The organism is Candidatus Binataceae bacterium, assembly GCA_035308025.1.
In the GTDB taxonomy this organism is placed as follows: domain Bacteria; phylum Desulfobacterota; class Binatia; order Binatales; family Binataceae; genus JAJPHI01.
Genome location: DATGHL010000042.1, coordinates 1 through 17,496 on the forward strand (window position 1 = coordinate 1; position 17,496 = coordinate 17,496).

Annotated in this window: 20 protein-coding genes and 1 tRNA gene; 13 read left to right on the forward strand and 8 right to left on the reverse strand. The window is 62.3% G+C overall.

Going from position 1 to position 17,496, the window contains the following annotated elements:
* Positions 1-479: 479 nt before the first annotated feature.
* From VKS22_12330 to VKS22_12345, 4 genes are all read left to right on the forward strand, one after another.
* The gene (locus VKS22_12330) at positions 480-1,166 is read left to right on the forward strand and encodes a ParA family protein (GenBank protein HLW71397.1); all 687 of its coding nucleotides are present in this window, start codon (positions 480-482) and stop codon (positions 1,164-1,166) included.
* Positions 1,129-1,434 (forward strand): ribbon-helix-helix domain-containing protein, encoded by a 306-nt coding sequence (locus VKS22_12335; protein ID HLW71398.1) that lies wholly within the window; start codon positions 1,129-1,131, stop codon positions 1,432-1,434. Before VKS22_12330 ends, VKS22_12335 begins: the two co-directional genes overlap by 38 nt.
* A 243-nt stretch (positions 1,435-1,677) precedes the next feature.
* Complete coding sequence (locus VKS22_12340; protein ID HLW71399.1) at positions 1,678-1,953, forward strand: hypothetical protein; 276 nt, start codon at positions 1,678-1,680, stop codon at positions 1,951-1,953.
* Positions 1,954-2,013: 60 nt separating this feature from the next.
* The gene (locus tag VKS22_12345; protein HLW71400.1) at positions 2,014-2,334 is read left to right on the forward strand and encodes a hypothetical protein; all 321 of its coding nucleotides are present in this window, start codon (positions 2,014-2,016) and stop codon (positions 2,332-2,334) included.
* A gap of 1,307 nt (positions 2,335-3,641) precedes the next feature.
* Here the strand turns inward: VKS22_12345 and VKS22_12350 are convergent.
* From VKS22_12350 to prmC, 3 genes are all read right to left on the reverse strand, one after another.
* Positions 3,642-3,717, reverse strand: a tRNA-Ala gene (locus tag VKS22_12350).
* 185 nt (positions 3,718-3,902) lie between these two features.
* Positions 3,903-4,100: a hypothetical protein gene (locus tag VKS22_12355; protein ID HLW71401.1), complete on the reverse strand. Its 198-nt coding sequence runs from the start codon at positions 4,098-4,100 to the stop codon at positions 3,903-3,905.
* A gap of 498 nt (positions 4,101-4,598) precedes the next feature.
* Complete coding sequence (gene prmC, locus VKS22_12360) at positions 4,599-5,483, reverse strand: peptide chain release factor N(5)-glutamine methyltransferase (protein ID HLW71402.1); 885 nt, start codon at positions 5,481-5,483, stop codon at positions 4,599-4,601.
* A 334-nt stretch (positions 5,484-5,817) separates the two neighbouring features.
* Here prmC and ppk1 point away from each other — a divergent pair, with 334 nt between their 5' ends.
* The 6 genes from ppk1 (at position 5,818) to rpsT (ending at position 11,335) form a co-directional block, all read left to right on the forward strand.
* Entirely contained in the window at positions 5,818-8,016 is a 2,199-nt protein-coding gene (gene ppk1, locus VKS22_12365) for a polyphosphate kinase 1 (protein HLW71403.1), read from the forward strand.
* A gap of 104 nt (positions 8,017-8,120) precedes the next feature.
* Positions 8,121-9,212: an FAD-dependent oxidoreductase gene (locus tag VKS22_12370; GenBank protein ID HLW71404.1), complete on the forward strand. Its 1,092-nt coding sequence runs from the start codon at positions 8,121-8,123 to the stop codon at positions 9,210-9,212.
* 13 nt (positions 9,213-9,225) lie between these two features.
* On the forward strand, positions 9,226-9,561 hold the full coding sequence (locus VKS22_12375; GenBank protein ID HLW71405.1) for a hypothetical protein: 336 nt from the start codon (positions 9,226-9,228) through the stop codon (positions 9,559-9,561).
* A 7-nt stretch (positions 9,562-9,568) separates the two neighbouring features.
* The gene (locus tag VKS22_12380) at positions 9,569-10,093 is read left to right on the forward strand and encodes a hypothetical protein (GenBank protein ID HLW71406.1); all 525 of its coding nucleotides are present in this window, start codon (positions 9,569-9,571) and stop codon (positions 10,091-10,093) included.
* A 9-nt stretch (positions 10,094-10,102) separates the two neighbouring features.
* Entirely contained in the window at positions 10,103-10,885 is a 783-nt protein-coding gene (mazG, locus tag VKS22_12385; GenBank protein ID HLW71407.1) for a nucleoside triphosphate pyrophosphohydrolase, read from the forward strand.
* Between the two features lie 162 nt (positions 10,886-11,047).
* The gene (gene rpsT / locus VKS22_12390) at positions 11,048-11,335 is read left to right on the forward strand and encodes a 30S ribosomal protein S20 (protein HLW71408.1); all 288 of its coding nucleotides are present in this window, start codon (positions 11,048-11,050) and stop codon (positions 11,333-11,335) included.
* A gap of 22 nt (positions 11,336-11,357) precedes the next feature.
* Here the strand turns inward: rpsT and VKS22_12395 are convergent, their stop codons facing one another.
* Genes VKS22_12395 through ribA form a run of 4 tightly spaced genes read right to left on the reverse strand, consistent with a single transcriptional unit; the run spans position 11,358 to position 14,728 of the window.
* Positions 11,358-12,437, reverse strand: a complete 1,080-nt coding sequence (locus VKS22_12395; GenBank protein HLW71409.1) for a hypothetical protein — start codon at positions 12,435-12,437, stop codon at positions 11,358-11,360.
* Positions 12,438-12,467: 30 nt separating this feature from the next.
* Positions 12,468-13,097: an LptE family protein gene (locus VKS22_12400; protein HLW71410.1), complete on the reverse strand. Its 630-nt coding sequence runs from the start codon at positions 13,095-13,097 to the stop codon at positions 12,468-12,470.
* A complete protein-coding gene (gene nusB / locus VKS22_12405) occupies positions 13,060-13,512 on the reverse strand; it encodes a transcription antitermination factor NusB (GenBank protein HLW71411.1) in 453 nt (150 codons plus the stop codon). Before nusB ends, VKS22_12400 begins: the two co-directional genes overlap by 38 nt.
* 19 nt (positions 13,513-13,531) lie before the next feature.
* A complete protein-coding gene (ribA, locus tag VKS22_12410) occupies positions 13,532-14,728 on the reverse strand; it encodes a GTP cyclohydrolase II (protein HLW71412.1) in 1,197 nt (398 codons plus the stop codon).
* 153 nt (positions 14,729-14,881) lie between these two features.
* Here ribA and VKS22_12415 point away from each other — a divergent pair, with 153 nt between their 5' ends.
* Both VKS22_12415 and VKS22_12420 read left to right on the forward strand, forming a co-directional pair.
* The gene (locus VKS22_12415) at positions 14,882-16,381 is read left to right on the forward strand and encodes a biotin carboxylase N-terminal domain-containing protein (protein ID HLW71413.1); all 1,500 of its coding nucleotides are present in this window, start codon (positions 14,882-14,884) and stop codon (positions 16,379-16,381) included.
* Positions 16,378-16,878: a biotin/lipoyl-containing protein gene (locus VKS22_12420; protein HLW71414.1), complete on the forward strand. Its 501-nt coding sequence runs from the start codon at positions 16,378-16,380 to the stop codon at positions 16,876-16,878. The genes VKS22_12415 and VKS22_12420 overlap by 4 nt, the downstream gene beginning before the upstream one ends.
* On the opposite strand, the gene VKS22_12425 is transcribed toward VKS22_12420, so the two are convergent.
* Complete coding sequence (locus VKS22_12425) at positions 16,853-17,089, reverse strand: hypothetical protein (protein HLW71415.1); 237 nt, start codon at positions 17,087-17,089, stop codon at positions 16,853-16,855. The two genes, VKS22_12420 and VKS22_12425, sit on opposite strands and share 26 nt — an antisense overlap.
* A gap of 164 nt (positions 17,090-17,253) precedes the next feature.
* Between VKS22_12425 and VKS22_12430 the strand changes: the two genes are divergently transcribed.
* Positions 17,254-17,457, forward strand: a complete 204-nt coding sequence (locus VKS22_12430; protein HLW71416.1) for a cold shock domain-containing protein — start codon at positions 17,254-17,256, stop codon at positions 17,455-17,457.
* Positions 17,458-17,496: the final 39 nt, after the last annotated feature.

Consider the following 17,496-nt stretch of genomic DNA (forward strand, 5'->3'; position numbering starts at 1 on the left):
CGCCGCCTCGTCGGCTGGCACGACCTGACCACAATCAGCGAACAACCGGAGGCAGCGTAATAGCAAGTTGATACTTCAACCGCTCAACTCGTCGCCTGGCCGATGCTTACTGCTTTTCCACCACTTGACCGACACTACCCAATCTACCAGCCGCAATACTTAATCGATTCTCTTCCAGCTTTAAGCCCTCTAATGCCCAAAGCCTATAGATGACCTTATTGGTTGAGAAGACAAATTCTGGACAACTCCGGAAAATCATTCTCCGAACAGCCCCCGGCCCGCTCTTAGTTCTTGATTACCGCGTTGTCAGCTAATCTATTCCCCCCTTGTCGTACATCGTTCTATCTCCGATCGCGCGCCGCGACGATTGACGATCGCACGGCCACAGCGCGCCTTGCTTTCGAACTTGACAACGAGCCGATAACCACTACATGTGGACAGTTGAACATCTTCACAACCCCACATATCGGCATGAGGACATGTCCAAAAAGGTCACGGTAATTGGCGTTATCGGCCAGAAAGGCGGCGGCGGCAAAACCACCATCGCTATAAATCTGGCCGTGGCGGCCGCAAGGCAAAAACTGGCGGCGGTCATAATCGACCTCGACCAACAGACGAACTCAGCCAAATGGCGCCGACGCAGGTCGGACAACGTCGCGGTCGTGCCCACTACTGCGGGTCGAATCCAGGCAACCATCCAAACCGCCGTCACTCACAGTGCCGAATTCATCGTGATCGACTCGCCCGGCCACAATGACAGCGCGGCGACGGAAGCCGTGCGAGCCTCCGATCTCGTAATCCTGCCGGTGGAACCGCAAATGTTTCACTTCGATACCATGCCGGCGATGCGAGATATCGTCCGCATCGGCGGCGACAAGCCTACGTGGCTTGTCGTCAACAAGCTGCACCCCTCAGCCTCGGCACTGGCTGAGAGGCTCAAAAAGATAATCTTTGACACGTATTCTGTTCCCGTTTGTCCGGTGCACTTAAGCCGCTTTGACATTTACGCGACCTCGGCGGACGTGGGCCTGACGCCCGAAGAACAGGATTCAGGCAGCCGGGCTGCGCAGGAAATCCGCGCGCTCTACAAGTTCATAAATCAACAAGTCAACAAGTTGAGAAGTCCACATGTCCAAAAAAATGATGGGCTTGCAGCAAGCGCTTAACAGCGCGGCGACTGCGCAGACAGCAAGGCCGGAAAAGCCACCCCTACAACCTAAGCCCGCGCCCGATAGTACAACCAAGCCGCAAGGGAAGGCCCCGAGCCGGCAAGGTAAGGAGAACATCGGCACCTGGCTTCATCCCGATTTCAAGAAAAGCTTACGCCTCGTTCAGCTTCGCAAGTCCGACAAGGTTTATCTCGATGACCTCGTCGCCGAAGCCCTCAATGACCTTTTCCTGAAGTACAACGTTCCGACGGTTAACCACGACTAACTGCGGACATGTCAACATGCCGATATGTTCACATGTCGGCATGTCTAGGGGCATGGCAGTATCGAACCTTTCTCCTATGAGCGATCTTCATGCTGCGGTCGTCTTCTTGCTTGCATGCAGATATGATAATTTATCAATCAGCCGGGAGAACCCGGCCCATACATGAAGACATTTGGAGAATTAATCGCGGAAGGGCGGAAGCGCGCAAAACTGACCCAACGTGAGTTTGCCCAGCGCATCAAGATGGAGGACGGGCGGCCGATTTCCGCACCGTATCTCAACGATCTCGAGCACAACCTCCGCAAACCGCCCCGCGCCCATCTGATCGACCAATTCGCTGCCGAGCTGAATCTGGAAGGGGACCTGCTCTATTTTGCAGCGAGCCGCCTGACGCCAGATATCGAGCCGAAGGACGCATCCGAGGATCAGGTGCTTGCGGCCTATCGGGCATTCAGGAAAGAGCTCCAGCTGCCTGCGAGAAAGATCGCAAAACCGCGATCGTCCGCACCGAAGCGGTGAAATTGCGCCAAGGGCTGATTCCTTCTTGTTGGGGAGCGAGAGGTTTGTTAACATATCTGCATGCAAGCGGGCACGCCGGAAACCGGAATTAAAGCCCCGCTTGCCTTGCCCATGGCCACTCAGCCCATCATTGCTCCATGTAGCCCGAAACCCTATCTCTCGATTCGTGAGCTCGCCGGGTTCACCCCTTGGAGCGAACAGGCGATCCGGACGATGATGGCAAAGGGCATCTTCCGCGAAGGGGAGCACTTCTTTCATGTCGGCCGGCGCCCGGTCTTTAAATGGGAAGCCGTCGTGCTCTTTATCGAGCGCGGCAACGAACGCGTCGAAGTTTGCATACCCCTACGGCGCGGAGGGTTCGTAGGTGGCTCGCAAGCCTAGAAGGAGCCGACGAGGATGCTGGATCGAAGCGAACCGTAGCGGGTTGCTGCGGCTACGCTTCCGCTGGCGACTACCCGCATTGTCGGGTCTGCATAAGTTCTCGGAGACCACGAGCCTGCTGGATACGGCAGATAATCGAGTGCTGCTGGCGAAACAGGCCGCCATCGTCGGCGCGGAGATTCAGGCCGGCAAGTTCGATTACTTGCGCTGGTTTCCTAACGGGAGCAGGGCAGGGGCATTCGGGCCGCAGAAACTCCCGCCGAGGTCGCTTACTCCCCAACACGTCACAATTGGCAATTACTTCCCTTCGTGGGTAGAGCGAAAGGTCCCTCCTCTCGTGCGTACATCCCGTGCGCGGGATTACCGCAGGCATTTTCAAACCTACATTCTCCCGTTTGTGCAAAACCTTAAGCTCGCTGACCTGTCGGTCGACGATCTCGAATCCCTGAAAAAGCGATTGCTCGTGGAGCGGGGCTTAAGCCTCAAGACGGTTCGCAATGTGATCGACGCGTCGTTGCGAGCAATGATCCGCGATGCGCGCAAATCCGGGATTAACTCCGCTTTTCCCTTTGCGGACGTGGAATGGCCCAGACAAGTCGTGCCCGGACCCGATCCGTTTACGGAAGAGGAGCGGGACCGCTTACTTGAATATTTCGAGCACAAACGCTGGCGGGTAGGGCGATCGTCCGGCTCGTACAGAACAGCGACTTATTTTCCGTATTACGCCTTCCTCTTCACCCTTTTCTACACCGGCTTGCGCCCCTCGGAGGCTGTCGCGCTCAGGATTAAATCCCTCGATTTAGCGCACCACGCCTTATTCATCGAACGTTCGCGGTCTTTAGGCGCCGAGGCCGCTCCGAAAACATCGGCTGCAGCCCGGCTGGTCCGGCTGACACCCCGTAACGTCCAAGTCCTGCGGCAGCTGCAGGAGCCGTTGGCAGAACCCGATGATTACGTGTTCAAAAACATCCTCGGCGCACCCATCGAGCAACGGAGCTTCTACAACTTATTCCGCGCAGCTCAACGGCGGCTTGGTATCCGCTTGCGGGACCTCTACGCCACGAAAGACACGTACGTCTCTGCCGCACTCACCCGCGGGGTCAATCTGACCTGGCTCTCAGAGCAAACCGGGGTCGCCGACATCACGCTGCGCAAACATTACGGGAGGTTCATTCATTCGGACGTTGCGGACACCCTCGAACTTGCCAAGATCGAAGCGACCGCTACGGAAACGGTGCACTTTGCCCCTCGTTTGCCCCTCGCGGAGAGTGCTCTTGGTAAAGATGCCTTAATCTACAAGGAAAAATTGGTGGAGCAGAAGGGATTTGAACCCTCGACCCCCACGTTGCGAACGTGGTGCTCTCCCAGCTGAGCTACTGCCCCACCGAGCGAAGTATCTTACGCCAGCGCTTGAGCAGAGCCAACGCCCCGCGACAATAAGCTGCGGTCGAAGCGTCCGGCCATGAAATGGGTGAGGCGTCCGGGATTTTTGGACGCCTCATCTTGTTCGATTGCGCTGGTTCGATTCGCGCCGGTCCGCCGCGAAACGAACCTACGCGCTCTTCGATCTATTCAACCACGAGGCCTTCAAAATTATCCGATTCGCGCCAGTGCGCGAGCATTTCGTAAAAGGCCACCGCACCCTGCGGATATTGAGAATCAAGAAAACCCTGCTTGGAGTTTTGCCCCTCGCCGTTGTAGTAGCCGGGCGGCAGGTGTTCTGATAATCGGTGATGAAGCTCGGTCCGGTCACGATCTTGACCCATTCCGCCTCGGCCTCGGGAGTCGGTTCTACCGACTTCGCTTCGCGCGCCTTCACTTCGTTGACGACGTGAGCGATGTGCGTCGCCTGCCCCTCGAGCATATAGGTGAAGTTCGGGTCCTCATCCCATTCTTCCAATAATCCGAGAGAGGCCGGCCATTGCGGCCGAAAACCTCGAACTCAGCGCGCCGCGTGTATGAAGTTCCGACCTCGAAGCCGGTCGCGAAGATGAGGCAGTCAACTTCGTATTCGACGCCGTCCACTACCACCGCGTTCTCAGTCGCACGCAAGCGCTTGGCGCGTTCCGCCGCATAGCGTTGGCGCACTTCCGCTGGGTCGAAGCCTAACTGTTCGGGGGTGGGATTCCGCTCGGGCTGCCGTTGGATGCGGATTGCACTTCACTCATCGCGCTGCACTCCTCTTGATCCGTAATGCCGCTGTGCCTGCCGGCCCAATCTACTTCATGTCGATGTCAATCGACATGCTCCACACAGACCCTTTCTTAGCCCCCAAAACTGGCGGCGACGACGCGCTGATGGCCGGCGAGATCCTTGATCGTTGAAAGCGCCGTGGCGCTCCGGTCCTCGAATATGCTGATTATTGCGGCCGCCTGATCCGCCCCGACCTCGACCAAGAGCTGGCCATCGGAGCTCAGGTACGAGTGGAGCTCCGCGGCGATACGGCGATAAAAATCAAGGCCGTCCGCGCCGCCGTCGAGCGCAATGAGCGGTTCGTATTCGGCGATCTCGGGCGCGAGCGCCGCGAGCTCTGACCGCACGATATATGGCGGGTTCGAGACTACGAGATCGAACCGCGCCGCCATGTCGCCGATTGCAGGCCAGAGATCGGACGGCTCGAAACGGATCCTATCGGCGACGCCATGGCGGACGGCGTTGCGCGCAGCGACCGCGAGGGCCGCGCGGGAGATGTCGGTGGCGACGATTTCGACGCGCGGCTCGTTGACCGCGAGCGCGATCGCGATCGCGCCTGATCCGATTCCCAGCTCAAGCACGCGCATGACCGCACGAGTTTTGCCTCGACGCAGGGTTTCGAGCGCGGCGGCGACGAGGGTTTCGGTCTCGGGTCGCGGGATCAGGACGGCGGGGTTCACCTCGAACTCGAGCGAGAAAAATTCCTTCCGGCCCGTGATATAGGCGAGCGGTTCGCGCGTTGCGCGCCGCGCGACGAATGCCTCGAATCGATGCTGCGCAGCGGCCGGAAAATGCCCGGCGAAGATCAGGACTTGCGCGCGCGCGATTTCGAGCGCTGCGGCGGCAAGGATTTCGGCGTCGAGACGCGCGCTCTCGATCCCGGCGGCCGTCAGCGCCGCGGCCGCGGCACGGATCGCGAAACTGACCGAATGCTCAACTCTGATCGGCGGCCTCATGCAGCTATAAGCAATTCAGAGAATTCCTCGACATCAATCTCGACGAGCCGACGCAAGACGCCATCGCCGTTGTCACCGATTCTGTCTATTATGCATGTTAAGTGTTTGCTCGACGGGTCACGAAAACGATCGCGGAAACTTAACCGCCGAGACGGCATGGCTAATGGAACTCCGGAGCACAGTGCGATTGAGTCCCGAGCGTGCGCCGTGAAAAACTTTAACACAGTCATGCGGGCGAAAGCGTAAAGCGATTCGCATAGCGTTTTGCTTTAGCCGGCAGGACTGGATGGGGATGAGTCGCGAGTGGATGGCTCAGGCGTAGCGAGGGGTCACGATGGATGATGCAGCGCTGGGCAGCGGCGGCGAGGTTGGGGCGTTTCCGATCGCGCAGCCGGCGCCGAAATACGATCTCTCGGCGCCAGAGCTTTATCTCAATCGCGAGCTGACTTGGCTGAACTTCAATCGGCGCGTGCTCGCAGAGGCCGAGGACGCGCGCAACCGGCTGCTGGAGCGGGTCAAGTTTCTGGCGATCAGCGCCTCCAATCTCGACGAGTTTTTCATGAAGCGCATCGGCGGCCTCAAACAGCAGGCCGCCAGCGGCGTTCAGGATCTGACGCCCGACGGTCATAGCCCGGCCTGGCAGATCGCCCGCAGTTACGAGCAGGTGCGCGAGCAGGAGCGGCTTCAGCAGGCGGTCTTCAAGCGTTTGCTGGCGGAGCTCGCCGGTTTCGGTATCGAGATTTTGAGCTATGCGAGCCTGACGCTGAGTGAGAAGACGGCGCTGCGTCACAACTACTTTGCTAATGTGTTTCCGCTGATTACGCCACTCGCGATCGACCCGGCGCATCCGTTTCCGTTTGTTTCAAATCTCTCGTTGAACCTGCTGGTCAGCCTGCGCGGAATTCCCAAGGCGGGCGCGACTGACGGTGAAGGCGCGGCGCCGGAGCTCTCTCTGTTTCGGGTGAAAGTGCCGGTGGGCAGCGGGTTGCGGCGTTTTCTGCGCGTCGGCGAGACGCATCGCTTCGTCGCGTTGGACGAAGCGATCGCGAACAATCTGGATTTGCTCTTTCCGGGCGCCGAGATTGCCGCAGTCGAGCTGTTCCGCGTGACGCGCAACGCCAATACGGAGCAGAACGAGGAGGAGGCCGAGGACCTGCTAGCGCTGATCGAAACCGAACTGCGCGACCGCCGGGTCGCGCCGATCGTGCGGCTGGAACTGAGCGATCATTTTGATCCGGTGCGGCGCGGGATGCTCGCTGCGGAACTGGGACTCGACGAGCGCGCGGACGTCTTCGAGAGCGGCGGGATGCTGGCCGTGCGCGACCTGATGGAGCTGACGGCGCTCGACATTCCTGAACTGCGCGACCCGCCGCATCATCCAGTGGACCATCCGCGGCTGCGCGAGAAGCGCAACATTTTCCATATTATCCGCGAGGCCGGCGCGATCCTGCTCGAGCATCCGTATGAATCGTTTTCAAGCTCGGTCGAGCGCTTTTTGCGCGAGGCCAGCACCGATCCGAAGGTGCGCGCAATCAAGATGACGCTGTACCGCACTTCGCACGACGCCAGCCTGCTCGAATATCTGCTCGACGCCGCGCGCAACGGCAAGCAGGTCGCGGTAGTGGTCGAGTTGAAGGCGCGTTTCGACGAGGCGGCCAATATTCGCTTCGCCAATCAGCTCGAGGATTTCGGCATCCACGTCGTCTATGGCGTCGTCGGCCTCAAAACTCATTGCAAAGTGATCCAGGTGGTGCGCGAAGACTATACCGGGCTGCGCCGCTACGCCCATATCGGGACGGGCAACTACCATCCCGGGACGGCGCGGCTGTACGCGGACTTTGGGCTGCTGACGGTGGACGATCAGATCGGCCACGATCTCACTGAGCTGCTCAACTACCTGACGACCGGCTACCGGCCGGGACGTTCGTATCATAAATTACTGGCCGGTCCGGCGCTGCTGAAGCGCTCGTTGATCGAGCGGGTCGAACGCGAGATCGAGCTCAAACGCCGCAGCCCGGCGATGGATTGCCTGATTCAATTCAAGATGAACGCGCTCGAGGACGTCGACGTTACGCGGGCGCTCTATCAGGCTTCGCGCGCGGGCGTCAAAGTCGATCTAATCGTACGCGACACCTGTCGGCTGCGCCCCGGTCTGACGGGAGTTTCGGAAAACGTGCGGGTGGTGAGTATCATCGGGCGCTTTCTCGAACACGGCCGTATCTATTACTTCCGCAACGGCGGCGCCGAGGAGTATTACATCGGTTCGGCCGATTGTATGACGCGCAATCTCGAGAGCCGGGTGGAAGTGGTCGCGCCGGTTGAGAGCCCGAGTTTGCGCAGCGAATTGCGCGCGGTGATCGACGCCCAATTGCAGCCGAATCGATGCCGCTGGGTAATGCAGGCCGACGGTAGCTATACGCACGACGCTTCGGACGAAAGCTGCCAGCAATTGCTGATCGACCTCGCCGAGCGCTCTCGAAAACAGCGCCAGCGCAAGCGCCGTGGCTTCGCGCGGCGCAACCTGAAAAGCTAATCCCAGACGCCGGTAACGCGCCTGTCACGCGTGCGGATCTTTGCGTGCCCCAAGCGTGCGCGCGCAAAATCCTGTGGCTCATCGGCTGCAAGGGGAGCTCGATAATGGCGGAATACGACTACGACCTGGTAGTGATTGGTTCGGGACCGGCCGGTCATCATGCGGCGATCCAGGGGGCCAAGTTACGCAAGCGCGTGATGATCGTCGAGCGCAAGGCGATCGTCGGCGGCATCTGCGTCAATATCGGAACGATCCCGAGCAAGACCATGCGCGAAGCCGTGCTCTACCTGTCGGGCTATCGCGAGCATGGGGTCTACGGCGAATCCTACAAGGTGAAGGAAAAAATTACACTGGCGGATCTGCTGATGCGCGTGGATCCGGTGGTGCGCCACGAGATCGACGTGATGCGCCATCAGTTGCTGCGCAACAATATCGAATTGGTCCACGGCGATGCCGCTTTCGTTGACGCGCATACGCTGACGTTGAATTTCGGCGAGGGCCGCGGCCAGCGCAATGTGACGACGCAGTTCGTCCTGATCGCAACCGGCACCGAGGCGACGCGCGATCCCTTCCTGCCCGACGACCTCACCTGCGTTTATTCCAGCGACAACATCCTGCGCATGACCGAACTGCCGCAGACCCTGGCGGTGGTAGGGGCCGGCGTGATCGGCTGCGAGTACGCGAGCATGTTCGCGGCGCTGGGGGTGCGCGTGACGGTAGTGGACAAGCGGCCGCGCCTGCTGCCGTTCGTTGACGCCGAGGTGATTGAGGCGCTGCATTACCATTTGCGCGAGAAGCGCGTGATCCTGCGGCTCGGCGAAGAGGTTAACAACGTCGAGGTCATCGAGGAGGGGAACGGCAAGCGCGTCAAGACCAGCCTGGTCAGCGGCAAGCAGATCATCAGCGACAAGCTGCTGTCGAGTGTCGGCCGCACCGGCGCGACGCATAGCCTGCGGCTGGAAGCGGCAGGACTGGCCGCCGACGTGCGCGGGCGGCTGGCGGTGAATCAGGTGTTTCAAACCAGCGTGCCGAATATCTATGCCGCGGGCGACGTCGTCGGCTTTCCGAGCCTGGCCTCAACCTCAATGGAGCAGGGGCGGTACGCCGCCTGTCACGCCTTCGGCCAGGAGACGGTGCACGCGCGCGCTGTTCCCCTACGGCATCTACACGATTCCGGAGATTTCTTTCGTCGGTAAGACCGAAGAGGAATTGACCGAACAGAATGTGCCGTACGAGACCGGCAAGGCGCCGTATCGCGAGCTGCCGCGCGGCCAGATCGTCGGCGACAGCATCGGCTTTGTGAAGCTGCTGTTTCATCGCGAGACCCGCGAGCTGCTGGGCGTCCACATAATCGGCGAGGGCGCCGTCGAGCTCGTGCATATCGGGCAAGCGGTGCTGGCGCTGGGCGGCAAGGTGGATTATTTCTCACACCGTGTTCAACTATCCGACGCTCGCACAATGCTACAAAAATGCCGCGTTCGACGGCCTCAACCGCCTCGCGAGTTGAGAGCTGAGTCGGTCCCTCTATCTTTTACCTCGGAGTAGGGAACGCGTGCCGCCGGCTGATCCCTTAATTCACTGGCGTGAGTTTTATGCGTTGATCGGCGGCGCAGCGGCGACGCTCATCGGTCTGATGTTTGTTACGGCGTCGATCGGCGCCGGCGTCATCAGCGGTGAGCGACGAATCGGCATCCCGCTTTTTCTGTCACCGACCGTGGTGCATTTCGGGGCGGTGCTGGTGGTCTGCCTGATCGGCACGATACCGACCGAGAGCCGGGTATCGCTCGCCATTCTTCTGCTGCTCGGAGGGCTGTGTGGGCTCGGCTATGCGTTCTCGGTTCTGCGCCGTATGCGCAAGCATGGGGTGACGGTGAAGATCGACCTAATCGATCGGCTTTGGTACGCGCGCCTGCCGATCCTCGGTTACCTATTGGTCTGCGCCGCGGCACTCGGTTTCGCGACGCGCCGTGAAGGCAGTCCGAATCTGCTGGCGCTTGCCGTGATTCTGCTGCTCCTCGCGGGCATCCGCAACGCCTGGGATATGACCGTCTGGATTACCGAACGCCGTCAAGGTTAGTCTGCGGCCATGGCTGACGAGAATGCATCGGCGAGCCGATTCGCGCGTCTGACTGCGATCGTGCGCGAGCTGCGCGCGAAGTGCCCATGGGACCGCGAGCAAACCCTCGCGAGCCTCGGCAAGCATCTGATCGAGGAAGCCTACGAGGCCGCCGACGCGATCGTGGATGGCGCGCCCGAAGCGATCGCGGACGAGTTGGGCGATCTTGTGACGCAGGGAATTTTCGCAGCGATTATCGCGGAACAGGAAAAACACGCTTCCCTTGAGGCAATTCTTGATGGGGCCGCCGAGAAGCTGATCCGGCGGCATCCGCATGTTTACGCTGGGGCGCCGGCGGCGAATGCGGACGAGGTCATCGCCAACTGGAGCCGGATCAAGCAAGAAGAGCGCAGGAGCCGTGGCGCCAGTTCGGCGCTCGACGGCGTGGTGCGCGCGCTGCCCGCGCTGATGCGCGCAGAGAAGCTCGGTGCGCGGGCTCGCGATGCCGGCATGGACTGGGCGGATATCCACGCGGTGCTCGCCAAGGTGCGCGAGGAGATGGACGAGGTGGAGGGGGCGCTGGCGCGCAACGACGCGGACGCGGCGGCTGAGGAGTTGGGCGACATGCTGCTCGCGCTCGCTAATGCGCCGCGCTTCGTGGGCCATAGCGCCGAGGAGACGTTGCGGCGGGCCTGCGACAAGTTCACCCTGCGCTTCGGCAAGGTCGAGTCGCTGGCCGCGAGTCGCGGCGTCGTGCTCACGCAACTCGACGCGGAACAGCTCGACGAATTGTGGCAGGCGGCTAAGCGCTAGGGGAGCCTTCGCAGAAGTTAAGGTGTGGATTTTGCCGGGCGGCCGCAATTAAAGGATCAGGGATTCCTTGCTACCCTCAGATGACAAAAGTGACTTCGTGCTCGAGAACGCAGCAACGTCGGAATTGACCGGGGCGGCGGCCACTGTTAAAGGTTACGGGTCATGCCGCATATTCCAGTTCATCCCTCAGCCGAGAAGCGCCATCGCCAGAGCGTCAAGCGTCAGGCGCGCAATCGGGTAATCAAAACACGCGTCCGCACGGCCGCCAAGAACGCCGCCGAAGCGATCGCGGGCAGCGATCGCGAGAAGGCGCAGACCGCGTTGCGTACCGCCGCGAGTCTGCTGCAGAAGGCCGCCAGCAAAGGCGCGATTAAGCGCAACACGGCCGCGCGTAAAATCGCGCGCCTCTCCCGCCGGCTCCATCGCGCACAGGCGGCAGCGACTACCTGAGTTCCGGCGCCGCGAACTTGCTTCAGGCGCCGCCAGGCGTAATCAAATCGAGCAGCATCGCGGCGATCGCTGACTCCCGCTCCTTCAGCAGACCCGCTTTGAAGCGCTCGTCGAGCGCGCAGGCGCGGCTGTGCGCCGCGCGCAGCGCGACGAGTCCAAGGATGCGCGCGCCGGCGATCGCGCGCGTCATCATCGAGCTAGAGGGTGGCAGGCCCATCACGCTCGCGATCGCCGCCGGGCTCTCGCGCCGCGCCAGCATCGTGGCGGCAAGCAGCATCCGCCGGATCAGTGGAATTATTTCGACCGCGAGCAATTCGATCGGATCGCGGCCGGTCTGGATCGCGCGGCTCAAAAGGCCGAGGGCTTCGTTGGCGTTGCCGCGCGTGATGGCGTCTGCGAGCTCGAACAGGTCGGGGACCCGGCTCGCGCCCGAGGCGTCGAAGTCTTTGGCTGCCAGCGTCTGACCCTCGCGAGCTGTGATCGCCGCGCGATTGATCGCATTGGCGGCGGCGCAGAGGTCGCTGCCGTGACGTGCTCCCAGCAGCTCAATTGCGGAAGGGGCGAGCTTGAGGCCGGCGTTACGTGCGAAGAGCTCGGCATACTGTGCGAGCTGATTGTCGAAAGGGCGCGCACAATTGACCGCCACGCCGCGAGCCTCGAAGAGCCGGCGGAGCTTTGCCGGCGCTTGGTCGCGCTCGCAGACCAGGGCGAAGCGCACCGACGCGGGCAGCCGCTCGAGTGCGGCAATGAGGGCAGGCTCGCCGCCGGCGTCCGCGCCGCGGGAGCGATCTTCGGCAACATCTTTGGCCACTTCTTCGGCGCCGCCGCGCTCGCGCCAGGCGCGCGTCATGCGGCAGACAACCAGGCGTTTCGGCGCGAACAGATCGCCGCTTTCAAGCTCACCCGTGATCGCGCCGAGATCATCGCCGCCGCCGAGCTGAAAAATGCGGCGGGCGAAGCCTTCGCCGGCCAGACGCCGGCGTAGCGCATCGAGCGCGTACTCGCGGATGAAGACTTGCGGCCCGGCGAGCGCGACTAAAGGAGGCGGCGGGCGCTCCTGAGCGAGGGCGCGCAGGAAGACGAGGGCGGTTTCAGCCGGCACGGCGCGGTGGCTCGGAGCCCTCGAGCATGGCTAGAAGCCTTCACTCATCGAGGCGTAAAGATTCTGCGCCAGCAACTGCATCATCTCGCCCCGCCCGAAACTGCGCTGGGTCTGCGCCAACTGCAGATCGGGCAGCTTGGCGATATCCTGAGCGCGAAGGTTTTGTTGCAGAAAATACGGCGAGGTCGTGATGACCGCTCCGGCTACTACCGGAATCTGCTCGCCGGCATTGATCCCGCTGGATTGCCAAATCACTTGATGGGTGTGCGCATCGGTGAGCTTGGCGTTGGCGCCAATTGACTCCGTGTACGTGATCGGTTCGCCGACGGCGTTGGTGGCGAGCGGAATTGATTGCAGAGTGAGGACTTCGCCGGTCAGCACGAGGTCGGCGTCCGCGGAGGCGTCGACCACCGCCAGCCGCTTGCGATCGGCGATCTCGTCCTTGATATAGCGCATGAGCTGATCGTCGAGTCCGGTGTACTGAGTGTGGTTGTCAAATTTTTCGACGTAAATAGTTTTAGCTTGCGGCGGAAGGCTGCTGCCCGCCGCGCCGAACTGATAGCCGCAGCCGCCCGCCGCCACGACGATCAGAGCGGCGATCGCGATCAGCGCGCCGATCCGATCACGCCTTAGGCGGTTTCGCCGATTGACGCTTTTCACCCTTATCCTTGAGCGCGAGCCGCGTTGCGACCTGGTCGAGCACGCCGTTGACGAAGCGTCCGGATTGGTTGTCGCCGTACGCCTTGGCGAGTTCGATGGCCTCGTCGATCGTGACGCGGGCGGGAATGTCATCGAGGCGGAGCAGCTCGTATATCGCCATCCGCAGAATGTTGTGATCGACGCGTGAGAGCCGGCCGATGGACCAATGCTCGAGCGCGGCGGCCAGATGCTTGTCGAGCGTGGTCTGTTCGCGCCGTACGCCGTCGAGGAGTCGCAGCGCGAAGGTGCGGATGCGATCGTCAGCCGGGAAGGCGTCGAAGAACAGCGCGAGATCTTCGGTCGAGATGTCGCCGCGCATATCGGTCTGGTAGAGCGCCTTGAGCGCAAGCTCGCGGCCGGCGTGTCGAAGTCCCATCGCTTTGCGCCTGCCGCCGCTAGGTGACGACCCGCAGCCGCGTGAACAGATGACCGAGCTTCTCCTGCTTGGTGCGCAAATACTCGATATTGCCGCGATGGGGTGCGATCTCCAGCGGCTCACGGGTGACCTTCACGCCGTAGCGTTGCAGGCTCTCAATCTTGTGCGGATTGTTGGTCAGCAGCCGCACCTCGGCGACGCCGAGGTCGCGCAGAATCTGCGCGCCGATCCCGTAATCGCGCAGGTCCTCTTTGAAACCGAGTTCCAGGTTGGCCTCGACCGTATCGCGCCCCTGATCCTGGAGCGCGTAGGCCTTGATCTTGTTGCCGAGACCGATGCCGCGGCCCTCCTGATGGAGATAGATGATCACGCCCGCGTCGGCGGCCAGCACGCGCCTGATCGATTCGTTGAGCTGATCGCCGCAGTCGCAGCGGCTCGAACCGAAGACGTCGCCGGTGAGGCATTCGGAATGCAGCCGCACCAGAATCGGACGCGCTCCGGCGACCTCACCATGCACCAGCGCCAGATGCTCGCGGCCGTCAACGATATTGCGGAAGACGATCGCCTTGAGCTCGCCGGCCGGGACGCTGAAGCTGCTTTCGCCTACGCGTTGCACCAACAGCTCGTTGGTCAACCGGTAGGAGACCAGGTCGCGCAGCAGGGCAAAGGGCAGCGATTGCGTCTGCGCAAACTCGCGCAACTCCTCGAGCCGCGCGGTCTCGCCGTCGTCGCGCAGAATCCCGCACAACGCCGCCACCGGCCTCATCCCGGCCCCGCGCACGAGGTCGACGGCCCCCTCGGCGCGCCCGCTCCGCATCATCACGCCGCCGCTCAGCGCCATAAGGGGCAGCACGTGACCGGGCATCACGAGGTCCTTGGGGGTTGACTTGTCCGAGGCCAAAACCTGAATTGTCCGCGCGCGGTCGCCCGCCGAGATGCCGGTGGTGACGCCCTCGCGGGCTTCGACCAACGCCGCGGCCTGCTCGAGCGCATCGCCGGCCTGAGTCGAGGGCACCAGTGGGATGCCCAACTCGCGCATGCGCCGTTCCGGCAGCGCCACCGAGACGATCCCGCGGCCATGCTGCGCCATATAATTGACGTGCGCTGCGGTGATTTTTTCGGCGGCCATCACGAGGTCGCCCTCGGCGTCGTCGTTGTCCGACGACGCCATCACCACCATTTTGCCGGCGCGAATATGACTGAAAATGTCTTCCATCGAGATCGCCGATCGGCGGCGCCGATCGTCCGCGAATCAGGATATTACACCCGGCCCGGCGCCGGGCAAAGCCGGTTGGGCTGCGCTCGATCTGCAACTGGGGGTAGTGGCTTGTTGCAACGGACGACTGTGGCTACGCTGCGACCAGCATCCATGGCCCGAATCAAAAAATTGCTGATCGCGAATCGCGGCGAGATCGCTGTTCGGATCATCCGCAGCGCGCGCACCATGGGAATTCGCACTGTGGCGATCTATTCGGACGCCGACGCCGGCGCGGCCCACGCCGCGATGGCGGCGGAAGCGTGCCGAATCGGGCCGCCCGAACCGTCGGCCAGCTACCTGAATATCTCAGCGATACTCGAGGCCGCGCGCGCAACCGGCGCCGACGCGATTCATCCCGGTTACGGTTTCCTCTCGGAGCGCCCCGAGTTCGCACGCGCGGTCAGCGCTGCGGGCCTTATCTTCGTTGGACCGCCCGCCGAAGTGATGGCCGCAGTGGGCGACAAGCTCGCGGCGCGTCGGCTGGCGCTTGGCGCCGGCGTGCCGGTCGTACCTGGAATCGAGACCGCCGATCTTGATTCGGCGCGCTCGTTCGGCGCCAAGGCCGGCTTTCCGATCCTCGTGAAGGCGGCGGCGGGCGGCGGCGGCCGCGGCATGCGCGTGGTTGAGAGCGCGCGCGACCTCGAGGCCGCGCTCGAAGCGGCGTCGCGCGAGGCGGCTTCGGCCTTCGGCGACGGCCGGGTTTTCCTCGAGAAATATCTGGCGCGTCCGCGGCATATCGAGGTGCAAATCCTCGGCGATCATCATGGCGAGGTAATCGCGTTGGGCGAGCGCGAATGCTCGCTACAGCGGCGTCATCAGAAGTTGATCGAGGAATCGCCGGCGCCGGGATTATCCGATCAACTGCACGCGGCGCTGATTGAGGCCGCACTGCGCCTCGCGCGCGCCGCCGGCTATTGCAATGCCGGTACGGCAGAGTTCTTGGTTGACGGTGACGAGTTCTATTTCCTTGAAGTTAACGCGCGGCTGCAGGTCGAGCATCCGGTGACGGAAATCCGCTTCGGCCGCGACCTGGTCTGCGATCAGCTCGAAATCGCTGCCGGGGAGCATGTTACGCCGGCGGCGGCGCCCACCGCGCACGCGATCGAATGTCGAATCAACGCAGAGGACGCGGCGCATCATTTCCGTCCCGCCACCGGCACGGTGCTGCGACTGACTATCCCGGCTGGCCCCGGCGTCCGCGTCGATACCCATCTGGCTGCGGGCGCGGAAATTTCGTCTTACTACGACAGCCTGCTCGCCAAGGTAATCTGTTGGGGTGAGAGCCGCGAGCAGGCGCGCCAGCGGATGCTCGGCGCACTCGACGAATTTTCGCTGCTCGGTGTTCATCATAGCGCGGCTTTTCTGCGCGACGTCATTGCCAGTGAGCCATTCGCCTCCGCCGAGCTTTCGACCCGCTTCATCCCCGATCATTTTCCCGCCTGGCATCCGCACGAAGATCAGCTTAAAGCCGCGCTGATCGCGGCGGCGTTGCAAGGTGACGGCAGATCCGAACTAACGGCGGATCGCGCCGCGCCCGTGGCGGACGGCGCGCGTGCGGCGCGATCGCCGTGGACGCAACTCGGCCAGTTCGAGCCGTGGAGCCGCCGATGAAGCTCCGGCTGTCCGGCGATCCGCGAGAATTCGAGGTCGAAATCGTCTCGCGCACGCCGACATCAGCCCGCGTGCGAATCGACGGCGAGGAGCTCGAAGCGCAGCTTGAGTCGGCCGGGGGCGGTGACATCCTGCGGTTCGGCGGGGTTACTGCACGCGTGGCCGTCGCTAGCCGCCGCGACGCAATCCTCGTCGCCGTGGGACCCGCGCACTTCGAGTTCACCAGCGGCGCTGGCGCCGGCCGCCGACGCGGCCGCGGTATCGCTGCGCGCGAAGTCGTCGCGCCGATGCCCGGCAAGGTGCTGAAAATCCTGATCGCCGAGGGCGATCGGGTCGAAAGCGGAGCGGCCCTGATCGTACTGGAAGCGATGAAGATGGAAACCACGCTAGCCGCCGAAGGCCCGGCGGTGATCGGCAGGATTCGCGTCGCCGCCGGCGCGATGGTGGATCATGGCGCGGTCCTGCTCGAACTCAGTCCGCCGCCGTCAGATTCATAATCGAGCGAATCCGCTCGTCCAGTCCGCTGAGCCACTCAGCGAAGTCGGAGTCGCGTTCAACGACGATTTCGAGCTTGCCGCCGGCAAGTATCTTCATCCGCCCGGGGCTTTCCGTGCGCAGCGGGATCACCAGCGCCTCGCGCGATATACCGAGTGCGTCGGTAATCGTAAAAATTTGCTCAATCTCGTTGAGTGAAACCGCTTTCAGCAAAATCTTACACTCTTCTCGCGCGCTGCGTGAAAAGGCTGTCAAGTTGGAATCTTGACGCAGCTCGCAGACTCGCCTGCTCGCTCCGCTCCGCTTCGCTAGCGGCTGCCCTCTTTACATACGGCGCGCAGAGCCTAAGCTCAAGGAGTGGCGTTGCGGAGGCTCAAGTGTTCGGCACCATCAAGAAAATAATCAAGGACAAGGGCTTCGGTTTTATTGTCCCCGACGACGGCACCGACGAGGTGTTTTTTCATCGCTCGCGGCTCGGCCCGAAGATGTACTTCGAGGATTTGCGAGAGGGCGCGGAAGTCCAGTTCGAGGTTCGCCCGGGCGACAAGGGCCCGCAAGCCTTTAATGTGAGATTGCGCTGACACTATCCGGGCCAGGAGCGGCGGAGTCTGCGACGCGTG